This window comes from Candidatus Symbiopectobacterium sp. NZEC151 (assembly GCF_025962655.1).
In the GTDB taxonomy this organism is placed as follows: Bacteria; Pseudomonadota; Gammaproteobacteria; order Enterobacterales; family Enterobacteriaceae; genus Symbiopectobacterium.
The window spans coordinates 1,485,659-1,498,643 of record NZ_JAGFPE010000001.1 but is presented as its reverse complement, the minus strand read 5'-3'; the positions used below and the strand labels follow the sequence as shown (position 1 = coordinate 1,498,643).

The window sequence follows — 12,985 nt, the reverse complement described above, 5'->3', positions numbered from 1 at the left end:
ATGGAATGGTATCCCTGGTTGAATGGACCCTATCGGCAACTGATTGAGGGATATCAGGAGGGGCGGGCGCACCATGCGGTATTGTTGCACGCGCTGCCCGGTATGGGTCGCGAATCTCTGGTGTATGCGTTATCCAGACGCGTGCTGTGCCAGAAGCCCGAGGGCATGAAAAGCTGCGGCGAGTGCCATTCCTGTAAATTGATGATGGCGGGCACGCACCCTGACTGGTATGCCCTCAGCCCGGAAAAGGGCAAGCAGACGTTAGGGGTTGATGCGATACGCAGCGTATTGGAAAACCTCTATCAGCGTTCACGGCAGGGCGGAGCCAAGCTGGTATGGATTGAAAACAGCGAACAGTTGACGGAAGCGGCGGCCAACGCGCTGTTAAAAACCCTGGAAGAGCCGCCAGAATCGACCTATTTTCTGCTGGGTTGCCATGAGCCAGCGCGTTTGTTGGCGACGCTGCGCAGCCGCTGCCTGCACCTGTATCTGCCAACACCCGACGAAGCGCAGAGCGTTGTCTGGCTGAATAAACGACACCCTGCGCCTGCGCAGGCGCTGCAAACCGCGCTGCGGTTGCAGGCCGGTGCGCCGCTGGCGGCTGAGCACCTGCTGCAAGACGACACCGCGCGTCAGCGCACCGCCTTATGTCAGGCGCTGGCAAACGCGGTGCCAACGTGTGCGTTTTATTCGTTGTTGCCGCAACTGAACCACGAGGACGCACCGGAGCGTCTTCACTGGCTCTCCTCGCTGCTGCTTGATGCGTTAAAAATACAGCGTGGAGCTGCGAGCGCGCGCGTCAACCTCGATCAGGATGCGCTGATAGCGCTGTTAGCCAACCAATTACCCGCTGCGGAAATCGATGCGGTGCTGGCGCGTTGGCTGCGCTGCCGCCATCAACTGTTGACGGTGACAGGCGTGAACCGTGAACTTCTGCTGGCCGATGTGCTGCTGGAATGGGAACAACGGTTCCAAACGGCAAGCCTGAATTCCCTCCCTCCTTTCTCTGTTTGATAAGCGTTGAGTAAATAGCATGTTATTAGTGGATTCGCACTGCCACCTTGATGGTCTGGATTATCAATCTCTGCATAAAGATGTGTCTGATGTGTTGACCAAAGCGCGGGCGCGTGACGTCGGCTTTGTGCTGGCGGTGGCAACCACACTGCCCGGTTTTCGCACCATGCGTGAACTGATCGGCGATCGGCCGGGGGTGGCTTATTCGTGCGGCGTGCATCCTCTTAATCAGGACGCGCCGTATGATTATGCCGAGCTACGCCAACTGGCCGCCGATCCGCACGTGGTGGCGATGGGGGAAACCGGCCTGGATTACCATTATCAGCCGGAAACGCAGGCGCAACAGCGTGATTCCTTTCGCGAACACATTCGTGTCGGCTGTGAGTTAAACAAACCGGTTATCGTGCACACCCGTTCGGCACGTCAGGATACCCTTGATATCCTGAAAGAAGAGGGGGTAGAGCGCTGTGGTGGCGTGTTGCACTGCTTCACGGAAGATATCGCGACCGCGCGCACGCTGCTGGATATGGGGTTCTACATCTCGTTTTCAGGCATTGTGACGTTTCGCAATGCAGACGAACTTCGCGACGTTGCCCGGTTTGTTCCGCTGGATCGCCTGCTGGTTGAAACCGATTCGCCCTGGCTGGCGCCGGTGCCGTTTCGTGGCAAAGAGAACCAGCCTGCCTATGTGCGCGATGTCGCCGAGTACCTGTCCGTGCTAAAAGGTGTTGATCTTGCACAATTAGCGACGGCTACCACAGACAATTTCTCCCGCCTGTTCCACATCGATTCGCAGCGGTTGACCGCCGCCGTCTAGTGATTAAAATGGCCGAGTTTTTTTGTGCCGCGTAATTAATTGACGCTCATCTGTGCGCTGGTTGGTGATTTCGCCACCAGCGACAGAAATTCTGCCTGCCTGTTAGGGACAGAAATAGTGATTTTGTGCGCTACTCGACCTGCTGGCGCAATGAAACGTGATAGCAGTCAAACATTGAATGATTCATTTATTTTACTCTGCGTAAAAATTAAAAGAGGGATAAATCCCTCAAATAACAAAGGGTATCCTCCCCGCCTTTTGTTGCTATAACGCCGTAAAGCACTATTACTCAGGAGCACACTCAATTATGTTCAAGAATGCATTTGCCAACCTGCAAAAAGTAGGTAAGTCGCTAATGCTGCCTGTTTCCGTACTGCCCATTGCAGGTATCCTGCTGGGCGTCGGATCGGCCAACTTTAGCTGGCTACCGGCCATCGTCTCAAGCGTGATGGCGCAAGCGGGTGACTCCGTATTCGCCAATATGCCACTGATTTTTGCCATCGGCGTTGCCCTCGGTTTTACCAATAACGATGGGGTTTCCGCGCTGGCGGCCGTTGTTGCCTACGGCATCATGGTGAAGACGATGGCTGCGGTGGCTCCACTGGTGCTGCAACTGCCGCCCGAAGTGATCATCAAACAACATCTGGCGGATACCGGGGTGCTCGGCGGGATCATCGCAGGTTCGATTGCGGCCTACATGTTCAACCGCTTTTACCGCATCCAGTTGCCAGAATACCTGGGCTTCTTCGCCGGTAAGCGCTTTGTGCCGATTATCTCCGGCCTGACGGCGATCATCACCGGCGTGGTGCTCTCCTTTATCTGGCCACCGGTAGGGACCGCAATCCAGACGTTCTCGCATTGGGCTGCCTATCAGAACCCGGTGCTGGCATTCGGGCTGTACGGTATTGTTGAACGTTCACTGGTGCCGTTTGGCTTGCACCATATCTGGAACGTGCCGTTCCAGATGCAGATCGGTGAATTCACCAACGCAGCGGGTCAGGTGTTCCACGGTGACATCCCGCGTTACATGGCCGGTGACCCGACCGCGGGTAAACTGGCGGGCGGCTTCCTGTTCAAAATGTACGGTCTGCCTGCGGCGGCGATTGCCATCTGGCACTCAGCCAAGCCGGAGAATCGCGCTAAAGTGGGCGGTATCATGCTCTCTGCGGCGCTGACCTCGTTCCTGACCGGGATCACTGAACCGATCGAGTTCTCCTTCCTGTTCGTGGCACCGATCCTGTACGTGATTCATGCCATTCTGGCGGGTCTGGCGTTCCCTATCTGTATCCTGCTGGGCATGCGCGATGGCACCAGCTTCTCCCACGGTTTGATCGACTTCGTGGTGCTGAGCGGTAACGGTAGCAATCTGTGGCTGTTCCCGATTGTTGGCCTGTGCTACGCGCTGGCTTACTACACCATCTTCCGCGTACTGATTGCCAAACTGAATCTGAAAACGCCGGGCCGTGAAGAGAGCACCTCTGAACAGTCTGCGCATAACAACAGTGAAATGGCAGCGGCGCTGGTGAGCGCATTCGGTGGCAAAGCGAACATCACCAATCTGGATGCGTGTATTACGCGTCTGCGTGTCAGCGTCGGTGATGTTGCCAAAGTGGATCAGGCAGGCCTGAAAAAACTGGGTGCAGCCGGTGTTGTTGTCGCAGGTTCCGGTGTACAGGCAATTTTTGGTACTAAATCGGACAACCTGAAAACGGATATGGATGATTACATCCGTAATCACTGATTCGTGGTCCGGGGAGTGATAAAGGGAGCGTAAGCTCCCTTTTTTATTGGGCGCTGACCTGCGGTGAACACGCTGAAATTCAAATGTCTGAACAAGAAAAAACAGAAAGAAGGTTGAAAGCAACCGAAAGAGTCACTCATACTGCCGTAACCATTCGGCGTTACACGTTTACAAGGAACTCAAACATGGCTGAAGAAACCATTTTCAGTAAAATTATCCGCCGGGAAATTCCGTCCGACATCGTCTATCAGGATGAGCTGGTGACCGCTTTTCGTGACATCGCTCCCCGTACGCCAACGCACGTTTTGATCGTGCCTAACGTATTGATTCCGACCGTAAACGATGTTTTGCCTGAGCACGAGCAGGCGCTGGGAAGATTGTTCACCGTCGCCAGCAAGATTGCGCGCGACGCGGGCATTGACGAAGACGGCTATCGCCTGATCGTCAACTGCAATCGTCATGGCGGCCAGGAGGTCTATCATATTCATATGCACCTGCTGGGTGGTCGTCCTCTGGGACCGTTGCTGTCGGACTAACGTCATGAACTTCCAGATTGTGCGCGGCCTGTTATCTGCCTTATTGGTATTGGGGGCCGTCGCGTGCTCCAGTAAGCCGCCCGTGCTGACCATCAACGAACGGCAAACATTAGTGCTTGATGCCTCGCTGCTTTCCGCCGGGATTACGGCATCGAAACCCGATCTGACCACGCGCAGTGAAGGCGGCAGGGCGTCGGCAGTGCTGCGTAATACCGCATCACAGTCAGTGATGGTGCAGTACCGTTTCTACTGGTATGACGCAAAGGGGTTAGATGTGCTGCCTTATGACGAGGTGCGCAGCGTGCTGGTGCCAGCGCAGAGCGAAGCGCGTATCTCCGGCGCGCATGAAGGTCAGAATGTTCAGCAAGTACGCCTGCATCTGTTTCTGTAAAAGCGTTTAGAGAGGAAAGCATGAAAAAGTATCTTGTGCTGCTGTTCGCTGCAATGGTGTTGACCGGCTGTATGACGCGTCCGCCAGAGCAACAGCCACCGGCGCAGATCGAGCCGGTAAAACCGTCACAGCCGGAAGTGGTTACGCCGCCGCCGGGACAGTCGGTGCCCACGCCTCCGAAAATTCAAACCCTGAACTGGGATGGCAGCGTCGGGCCGTTAGTAGCACAACTGCGACAGGCCAGCGGCGTAGCACCCGGCAGCATCCTGCTGGTTGACAGCGTGAAGAACAACACTAACGGATCGCTGCCGGTCGCGAAGGCGACAACGGCGATTTACGAGGCACTGGCGAGTGGTAACGCGTTCACGCTGGTGCCGCGTGAGCAGGTCGCCGTGGCGAAACAGACGCTGGGGTTATCGGCAGAGGACAGTCTGGGCTCGCGCACTAAAGCCATTGGCCTGGCGCGCTACGTGAGCGCACAGTATGTGCTCTACAGCGACGTGAGCGGTGATGTGAAGACGCCGCAGTTGGACATGCAACTGATGCTGGTGCAAACCGGTGAAATCGTGTGGTCGGGAAATGGTGCCGTCCAACAGTAAATCGGCGCTTGAACGTCTGCTTGCGCAACACTTTCCGGCGGTCGATACCGCCGGTTTTCATTTCGATGCCGTCAACGGTTCGGGCAGCGGCTGCTGGCGCGTTCGCGTGGGCCATCGTGAGCTGCTGGCGCGGCCACAAACCGCCGAGGCGGCGCAGTTGGGGGTATTCAGGCAGCGTGAATATCGGGTGTTACGTCAACTCTCGGCACGGCAGTTGGCACCCAAGCCTGTCATCTACCGCGACGGGTGGCTCATCGTGGAATGGGCCGCAGGGACGACGGCGTGCGCGCAGGATTTTTCCTGCATATTGGAAAACGGTGCGCTGGCACAGCTGCTCAGCCAACTTCACCGCCAGCCGTGCTGTGGTTATCGCTTGAATTTGCCGGTGCAGTTCACCCACCATTGGCAAAACATGGATCCGCGTCGCCGCTCGCCAGCGCTGCTGCGCTGGCACCAGCATTTTCAGCGCAGTGCGCAGCCTGACTTGCTCGCGTGGGCTCCTCTGCATCTTGACGTGCATAGCGAGAATGTCTTGATCACGCCGCAGGGTTCGCTGCTGCTTATCGATTGGGAATACGCCGCCGATGGTGATATTGGCCTGGAACTGGCGCTGCTGGTGCGTGGCAACGGGCTTGACGGTGCATCACAACGACGCTTGCTGCGAAACTACCAGCAGCAACGCCCCGGCTTTAGCGCGCAGGCGCTGAACGCATCGGTTCAACAGTGGTTGCCCTGGGCCGATTTTCTTATTCTGATGTGGTGTGAGGTGTGCTGGCATCAAACGGGGCAAACGGCGTTTTTAGCGGCAGGTTCGGCATCGCGTCGTGCTCTGGGGGTAAACGCGTAATCCGAACGGATAATCCACACGCCCGTGTGGTAGATAACCTGTCACCGGTCAATGCAGGCACAATACATCAGGTGTATTATCAAAGAGCGTTTGCTTGCCGTGATGGCAGCGACGTTTCGCGTTGGCTGTAACCGGAGGATGAAGTTCAAATGATTATCTACTTGCATGGCTTTGATTCCACTAGCCCCGGCAACCATGAAAAAGTGTTGCAGTTGCAGTTTATTGACCAGGACGTTGAGCTGCTGAGCTACAGTACGCTTCATCCCCGGCATGATATGCAACATTTGCTCAAACAAGTCGACAAGCTGATTCAGCGTGCACAGGATGAGCGCCCGCTGATTTGCGGTGTAGGGCTGGGCGGCTTTTGGGCCGAACGTATCGGCTTTTTGTGTGATATTCGCCAGGTCATTTTTAATCCAAACCTGTTCCCGCAAGAGAATATGGTGGGAAAAATCGACAGACCCGAAGAGTATGCAGATATTGCCACCAAGTGTGTCGCCAATTTCCGAGAGAAGAATCGCGATCGCTGTCTGACCGTGCTGTCGCGCAACGATGAAATGCTGGATAACCAGCGCAGCGCCGCGCTGCTGGGATCGTTCTACGAAGTGATTTGGGACGATATCCAGACGCATAAATTCAAGAGTATCTCGCCGCACCTTCAACGCATTAAGGCGTTCAAAACGCTCGGTTAATCGACAACAATCCTCTCCATTTTTCCCTGTCACGGCGTTTGACGTTCCTCGTCCAACGCCGTGTGTCCTATACTGCTATCACCCTTTGCAAAATAATTTGATGAATTCAAAAGGAAAATTTTAGCTGCGAATCAAGTGGATAAAAAATAAATTGATATATATCAATTTTGGTATGACCAAATGACCTGGCGTGCTATTCTTCCCACAGATTTAGCATTTAACTTATGAGAACCCTATGTAATATAAGGATATTATTTTTTACGCCTTATTAACTATTGGTTCACAATCAGGGGGTCGTTTTGACATCAGCACTCAAAAAAATTGTTATTGTCGGCGGTGGAGCCGGCGGTTTGGAATTAGCCACCAGCCTGGGTCATAAGCTGGGGCGCAAAAGCAAAGCTGAGATCACCTTGGTCGATCGTAATCAAAGTCATTTATGGAAACCGTTGCTGCACGAAGTGGCCACCGGATCGATGGATGATGACATTGACGCGCTGAGCTACCTGGCGCATGCACGCAACCATGGCTTCCATTTTCAGTTAGGCACGCTGATGAATATCGATCGTGAAAGCCAGTGCATTCGACTGGCCGAAATCGATAATGAGCAGGGTGAAATGCTGGTGGCTGAACGTTCGCTGCCTTACGACATTCTGGTGATCGCGCTGGGCAGTATCTCCAACGATTTCGGTACCGCAGGCGTCAAGGACAACTGCATTTTTCTCGACAGTCCCAAACAGGCGCGCCGTTTCCACAATGAAATGCTCAACCTGTTCCTGAAATTCACCTCAAACGCTAACGACGACAAGGAAAAGGTCAACATTGCCATCGTTGGCGGCGGCGCGACCGGGGTAGAACTTTCCGCAGAACTGCATAATGCGGTGAAGCAACTGCACAGCTACGGCTTTGACGGGCTGGACAATCAGGCGTTGAACGTGACGCTGGTGGAAGCCGGTGAGCGCATTTTGCCTGCGTTGCCGCCGCGCATTTCTGCCGCTGCACATCAGGAACTGACCAATATCGGTGTGCGCGTTCTGACCAAAACGCTGGTCACGGAAGCGAAGCCCGGCGGTTTACACACCAAAGAGGGCGAGTTTATCGAAGCCGATTTGATGGTGTGGGCCGCAGGGATCAAAGCCCCGGATGCCATGAAAGAGATTGCCGGTCTGGAAACCAACCGCATCAACCAACTGGTGGTGGAACCGACGCTGCAAACTACGCGCGATGCAAACATCTATGCCATCGGTGACTGTGCCTCGTGCCTGCAACCGAGCGGCAGCGTTGTGCCGCCGCGCGCCCAGGCGGCGCACCAGATGGCGACGCGCTGCTATCACAATATCCTCGCCCAGCTTAACGGTCAGGCGTTGAAGCCTTATGTCTATAAGGATCACGGATCGCTGGTGTCGCTGTCCAAATTCAGCACCGTCGGCAGCCTGATGGGTAACCTGATGCGCGGGTCGGTGATGGTGGAAGGGCGCATTGCGCGCGTGGTGTATATTTCACTGTACCGTATGCACCAGATTGCCTTGCACGGCTACACCAAGACTGGGTTGATGATGCTGGTGGGTGGCATTAACCGTGTGATTCGTCCGCGTCTGAAACTGCATTAACAGACCGGGTGCTACGACGTGCTGCCTGTCAGGGCGGCACGTTGTGCTGACGGGCCTTGCATCGCAGTCTTTTTACTCTCAGAACAACATCTCGCCTTAACGCCAATTTCCCCTAAGAAAAATCCCAAATAACCGCATTTTATTAACATATCTACGCTTTTGGTTAACTAATCCGATTGTCAGCTTTTCTCTTCGAATGCACACTTTCGCCAGTGATCAACGAAACAACGCACGCTGCAATGGCTGACACCGACGTTAAGGGCATTGTCCCCTAACGCTCAGGGATACAGCGGATAAAGCAGGTGCGGGTAGTCATTCAGGAGGTTTCTGTGAATAAATCCATGTTAGCGGGGGTGGGTATTGGTGTGGCTGCTGCTTTAGGCGTAGCGGCGGTTGCCAGCATGGAGGTTTTTTCAACCGAGCCGCAGTTTGCCCAGGTTATCTCGGCAACACCGATTAAAGAAACGGTGAAAACGCCGCGTCAGGAGTGCCGTGATGTCAGCGTGACCCATCGTCGTCCGGTGCAAGATGAGAATCGTCTGGCGGGGTCGGTGCTCGGCGCAGTGGCCGGTGGCGTATTGGGCCATCAGGTCGGCGGGGGCCGAGGAAAGGATATTGCCACGGTTGCGGGCGCGTTGGCGGGCGGGTATGCAGGTAATCAGGTTCAGGGCCATATGCAGAACAATGATACCTACAGCACGACGCAACAGCGTTGTCAGACGGTATATGACAAATCGCAGAAAGTGCTGGGCTATGACGTCACCTACAAAATTGGCGCGCAGCAAGGCAAGATCCGTATGGACCGCGATCCCGGCACCCAAATCCCATTGGACAGAAATGGGCAACTGGTGCTGAATCAAAAGGCATAAGTGGAAATCTGACACGCCCGTCAGGGCGTGTCAGTCACCGCTTAACGCTGAAACAGCAATTCTGCCCAGCGCGCCAACCCGGCGGTGACGGAACCAAAATCATCGCCGCTGGCGATTGTCACATCAGGCAATGTCTGTTGTACCGCCAGACGCAACTGCGGCGAGCGCGCACTACCGCCGGTCAGATAAACCACGTCGGGACGTGTTCCGCTGTCCTCCAGCGCCTGGCGAATCTGGGTTTGAATCTGCGACACGGGCTGAGCGATAGCCTGCACCATCTCTTCGGCAGAGACGCGTGTTGCCAGCGCGGTTTCGATAAACGCCAGCGCAGCGTCGGTGATGGGCGCATCGGATAAAGCAATTTTGCAGGCTTCCGCTTGCTGCACCAACCGATAGCTCAAACGCTGCTGCCAGACGTTCAACAGGCGTTTGATCTGCGCGGGTTCACGCGCATCGCGGATCATCTCGTTAATCAGCGTGCGGGTCGCATTGTGATAAAACGCACTCTGCGCCGGCACATCGTTAATCGCGACCGCGTTCCACCAGGGCAGAGTCGGCAGGGCAATGCCTTTTTCCGTCATGCCATTCATACCGAGCAGCGGCATAAACTGTTTGAAGGCCAGTTGGATATCGAGGTCGTTGCCGCCGGTGCGGCACCCGCTGTGTCCCAGCAGACTGTCGTGGCGCTCTTGCTTGCGGTGCCACGCAGGCCCCATCAGCAGCATCGAGCAGTCGGTGGTACCGCCGCCGATGTCGACCACCAGTACCCGGGTTTCCTGCTGTAGCGTTGCTTCGAAATCCAGCCCGGCGGCAACCGGCTCAAACTGAAACGCGATATCACGGAACCCGGCGCGCGTTGCGGCACGTTCAAGAATGTCCTGCGCTTGCTTATCCGCAGCGTCGCCACCGATACTTTGGAAATGGATAGGCCGACCAATCACCGCCTGGGTGATGGCATCTCCCGCGTGCTGCTCCGCCTGCTGGCGAATATGCAGCATCATGGCGCACACCAGATCTTCAAAAAAGGCGATCTGCTGCGCTTTTAGCCCTACCGCACCTAAAAACGACTTCGGGGATTTCACGAACCACACTTCTTGCGGATCGTCCATATAACGCGCCAGCGCCGCTTGTCCAAAGTGTACGCTGTGAGATTCAACGGCAATATCTTCATCGCGGTTATAGCTGATGGCGCGCCGCAGCAGCTGCGCATTTTCGCCTTGAGCGTCTACCTGATGATGACGCCACAACCACTCGCTGACGGCTTCACGCGTGGGCGCGCACAGCATAGACGAGAGATAGGGAGAGTTGTTTTCCAGTGGCAACAGGCGTGGCGTGCCATTTTGCATTAGTGCAACGGAACAGTTCGCCGTGCCGTAGTCAAAGCCGATAAACATGTTATCTCCCCCGGTAATAAGAAAAAGGCGGGGATTTTACTGCGTGCGAAGCGGCTTGTATAGAGGGATACCTTTTTCAGAGTCCCTGGCCGAGGATAAATCCGTCTGTGTGCGATCGCCTAAGACGCGCTGGCAGCGCGTGCATAAACCACCAACCGCAGGTGCCGGTCCTCATCCACCGTCAACGAGGTGTGCTCGAAGGGGGATGGCTGGCCGTCGATCACCAGCTTGCGCACGCCGCTACAGGAGGCATGAACGTCGTGCTGCCGCCACCACGCCCTGAACTCCGGCGACACCCGCTCCAGTTCATCCACCAGTTGGTGAATATCGGCTTCCTGCGTACCGCGAGTGAAGTCGCGGCGAAAGCTCGATAGCATCAGGGGCGCTTGTTGTTCCCAATTGTCTATGCGTTGATGCAGCAACGGATCGGTGAACAGCAACCACAGTAAGTTGCGCCGTTCGGGCGCGTGCTTGCCAAAGCCGAAAAGCCTATCGGCTTCGGCATTAAAGCCCAGTACGTCCCAACGCAGGTTGAGCACGAAGGCTGGATGCGGCAGGTCGTGCATCAGGCGTCGCACCAATGGAGGCAGCACGCACCAGGTTTTTCCAGGTTCTGCGGGCGGGCGTTGGTGGGCCAACAGATACAGGTGCCTGCGCTGGGCCGCGTCCAGTTTAAGCACCCGCGCCAGATTATCGAGAAAGCTGGCCGACACCCCGATGTCACGCCCTTGTTCCAACCAGGTGTACCAGGTCAGGCCAACGCCAGCGAGTGCGGCGACCTCTTCGCGCCGCAGTCCCGGCGTGCGACGTCGGTTGCCACTGGGCAGCCCTACCTCGGCTGGCGTAAGACGCTCACGGAGCGTGCGCAGGAAAGCCGCCAGATCGGGGCGGGTTCGTTCCAGAGTTCGCATCATTTACCTCGTTGCTTTTAGTAATAGCATAACGTGTTAAATTGTAATCGTTTAAAAAGAATTTGAGAATGTTCGCTTCTTTACTCTGGAAACGCAATATGAACTCAAATTCTTGCTGTACGCTGTCGTCCGAGCGCGCCGTCAGTGCTCCACCGTGGCTGGGGTTGTCCGTGCTGCTGTTCGCCGGTTTCATGACCATCTTCGATCTGTTCGTGGTCAACGTGGCGATTCCCAGCATGCAAACCGGGCTGGGTGCGAGCTTTGCGCAGGTCGGTTTTATCGTGGCTGGCTACGAGTTGGCCTTCGGTGTCTTGCTCATCACCGGTGGGCGGCTGGGAGACCGGTTTGGTCGCCGCCGACTGTTCATCGTCGGCATGGCGAGTTTCACCCTGACATCGGTGTTGTGCGGACTGGCACCCAGCGCCAACTTTTTGATCGGCGCACGGGTGTTACAAGGTTTGGCCGCCGCCTTGCTGTTCCCCCAGGTCTATGCGTCCATTCGCGTCAACTTCGGCGGAGATGACAGCCGCCGTGCCTTCGGCCTGCTGGGGATGACGCTCGGTCTGTCCGCGATTGCGGGCCAGGTGCTGGGTGGCTGGATGGTATATGCCGATCTGCTCGGGCTGGGCTGGCGCAGCATCTTTCTTATCAATGTGCCCATGGGTCTGTTTGCCCTCGTCGCTGCGCGCTGTATTCCAGAAACTCGCGCGCCACAGCGCTCAGACTTGGACGGGACGGGGATGGTGTTGAGCAGTGCGGGGTTGACACTGCTGCTGGTGGCACTGATCGAGGGGCCCGCACAAGGCTGGCCGGGGTGGAGTTTCTGGTCGATGAGTGCGGCAATGGTGCTGTTTGCACTGTTTTATCGGCAGCAAGAGTGGCGGCGGATGCGCGGCGGAATCCCTCTGGTCGACATGCAGTTGCTATCGCAACGCCGTTTTGCGTTGGGGGCTGTGCTGGTGTTGCTGGTCTACTCGACGTCGAGCTCCTTCTTTTTGTGCTTCGCGTTGCTGATGCAAACCGGTCTGGGTCTCGATCCCTTGGTGGCGGGCAGCATCTTTGCACCCTGTAGCCTGGGTTTTATCTTGGCGTCGCTGGCCGCACCGAGGCTGGTGGCACGCTTTGGCATGCGAGCGATCGTGGTGGGGGCGTTGGTCTATGCGCTCTCCATCGGCGGGCTGATCGTGCAGGTGAGAATGGCCGGGGCGGAGTTGGTCGCTGTGCGGTTGATTCCCGTGCTGGTGGTGGTCGGTGCCGGTCAGGGTTTCATCATGACGCCATTGCTGAATGTGGTGCTGGGCTTTGTCGCTGAAACGCAGGCTGGTATGGCGTCAGGGGTAGTTTCTACGGTGCAACAAGTGGGCGCGGCGCTGGGCGTGGCGGTGGTCGGCCTCCTGTTTGCTGAGGCGCTGACCACCGATGATGGCGTGATAGCGCAGGCAGGCCAGTACGCCGATGCCTTTGTGGCGGGGATGTTCTATAACCTGGGTGCGGCCATGCTGGTCTATGTGTTATTGCTGTTGCTGGCTAGAGCACGGTAGTGCAGTGTATTGAATCCTATTAAAAA

General features: G+C 56.3%; 13 protein-coding genes. 11 read left to right on the top strand and 2 right to left on the bottom strand.

From position 1 onward, the window contains the following. From holB to J5067_RS06615, 10 genes are all read left to right on the top strand, one after another. A complete protein-coding gene (gene holB, locus J5067_RS06660; RefSeq protein WP_264650720.1) occupies window positions 1-1,014 on the top strand; it encodes a DNA polymerase III subunit delta' in 1,014 nt (337 codons plus the stop codon). A gap of 19 nt (window positions 1,015-1,033) precedes the next feature. Continuing rightward, window positions 1,034-1,831, top strand: a complete 798-nt coding sequence (locus J5067_RS06655; protein ID WP_264643065.1) for a metal-dependent hydrolase — start codon at window positions 1,034-1,036, stop codon at window positions 1,829-1,831. A gap of 307 nt (window positions 1,832-2,138) precedes the next feature. Continuing rightward, the gene (gene ptsG / locus J5067_RS06650) at window positions 2,139-3,572 is read left to right on the top strand and encodes a PTS glucose transporter subunit IIBC (protein WP_264650719.1); all 1,434 of its coding nucleotides are present in this window, start codon (window positions 2,139-2,141) and stop codon (window positions 3,570-3,572) included. Window positions 3,573-3,757: 185 nt separating this feature from the next. Then, on the top strand, window positions 3,758-4,108 hold the full coding sequence (gene hinT, locus J5067_RS06645; RefSeq protein WP_264650718.1) for a purine nucleoside phosphoramidase: 351 nt from the start codon (window positions 3,758-3,760) through the stop codon (window positions 4,106-4,108). 4 nt (window positions 4,109-4,112) lie between these two features. Then, on the top strand, window positions 4,113-4,499 hold the full coding sequence (locus J5067_RS06640; RefSeq protein WP_264643062.1) for a YcfL family protein: 387 nt from the start codon (window positions 4,113-4,115) through the stop codon (window positions 4,497-4,499). 20 nt (window positions 4,500-4,519) lie between these two features. After that, entirely contained in the window at window positions 4,520-5,098 is a 579-nt protein-coding gene (lpoB, locus tag J5067_RS06635) for a penicillin-binding protein activator LpoB (protein WP_264643061.1), read from the top strand. Beyond that, entirely contained in the window at window positions 5,058-5,945 is an 888-nt protein-coding gene (locus J5067_RS06630; RefSeq protein WP_264650717.1) for a phosphotransferase, read from the top strand. Before lpoB ends, J5067_RS06630 begins: the two co-directional genes overlap by 41 nt. Before the next feature lie 149 nt (window positions 5,946-6,094). Continuing rightward, complete coding sequence (ycfP, locus tag J5067_RS06625; RefSeq protein WP_264650716.1) at window positions 6,095-6,637, top strand: alpha/beta hydrolase YcfP; 543 nt, start codon at window positions 6,095-6,097, stop codon at window positions 6,635-6,637. A gap of 299 nt (window positions 6,638-6,936) precedes the next feature. Next, complete coding sequence (locus J5067_RS06620; protein WP_264643058.1) at window positions 6,937-8,244, top strand: NAD(P)/FAD-dependent oxidoreductase; 1,308 nt, start codon at window positions 6,937-6,939, stop codon at window positions 8,242-8,244. Window positions 8,245-8,573: 329 nt separating this feature from the next. Then, the gene (locus J5067_RS06615) at window positions 8,574-9,113 is read left to right on the top strand and encodes a glycine zipper 2TM domain-containing protein (protein ID WP_264643057.1); all 540 of its coding nucleotides are present in this window, start codon (window positions 8,574-8,576) and stop codon (window positions 9,111-9,113) included. Window positions 9,114-9,154: 41 nt separating this feature from the next. Here the strand turns inward: J5067_RS06615 and yegD are convergent, their stop codons facing one another. Together yegD and J5067_RS06605 are read right to left on the bottom strand one after the other, a co-directional pair. Beyond that, a complete protein-coding gene (yegD, locus tag J5067_RS06610) occupies window positions 9,155-10,507 on the bottom strand; it encodes a molecular chaperone (RefSeq protein ID WP_264650715.1) in 1,353 nt (450 codons plus the stop codon). Between the two features lie 119 nt (window positions 10,508-10,626). Continuing rightward, window positions 10,627-11,418 carry a helix-turn-helix transcriptional regulator gene (locus J5067_RS06605; protein ID WP_264650856.1) on the bottom strand — a complete coding sequence of 264 codons (792 nt, stop codon included), beginning with the start codon at window positions 11,416-11,418 and terminating at the stop codon, window positions 10,627-10,629. A 98-nt stretch (window positions 11,419-11,516) separates the two neighbouring features. On the opposite strand from J5067_RS06605, the gene J5067_RS06600 reads away from it, so the two are divergent. Further along, a complete protein-coding gene (locus J5067_RS06600) occupies window positions 11,517-12,959 on the top strand; it encodes an MFS transporter (protein WP_264650714.1) in 1,443 nt (480 codons plus the stop codon). The last annotated feature ends 26 nt before the right edge of the window (window positions 12,960-12,985 follow it).

Excerpts from the sequence above, each read along its gene's own strand:
- J5067_RS06655 (WP_264643065.1), top strand. The coding sequence starts at position 1,034 with ATGTTATTAGTGGATTCGCACTGCCACCTTGATGGTCTGGATTATCAA.
- lpoB (WP_264643061.1), top strand. The coding sequence starts at position 4,520 with ATGAAAAAGTATCTTGTGCTGCTGTTCGCTGCAATGGTGTTGACCGGC.
- yegD (WP_264650715.1), bottom strand. The coding sequence starts at position 10,507 with ATGTTTATCGGCTTTGACTACGGCACGGCGAACTGTTCCGTTGCACTA.
- hinT (WP_264650718.1), top strand. The coding sequence starts at position 3,758 with ATGGCTGAAGAAACCATTTTCAGTAAAATTATCCGCCGGGAAATTCCG.
- ycfP (WP_264650716.1), top strand. The coding sequence starts at position 6,095 with ATGATTATCTACTTGCATGGCTTTGATTCCACTAGCCCCGGCAACCAT.
- J5067_RS06640 (WP_264643062.1), top strand. The coding sequence starts at position 4,113 with ATGAACTTCCAGATTGTGCGCGGCCTGTTATCTGCCTTATTGGTATTG.
- J5067_RS06600 (WP_264650714.1), top strand. The coding sequence starts at position 11,517 with ATGAACTCAAATTCTTGCTGTACGCTGTCGTCCGAGCGCGCCGTCAGT.
- J5067_RS06605 (WP_264650856.1), bottom strand. The coding sequence starts at position 11,418 with ATGCGAACTCTGGAACGAACCCGCCCCGATCTGGCGGCTTTCCTGCGC.
- holB (WP_264650720.1), top strand. The coding sequence starts at position 1 with ATGGAATGGTATCCCTGGTTGAATGGACCCTATCGGCAACTGATTGAG.
- ptsG (WP_264650719.1), top strand. The coding sequence starts at position 2,139 with ATGTTCAAGAATGCATTTGCCAACCTGCAAAAAGTAGGTAAGTCGCTA.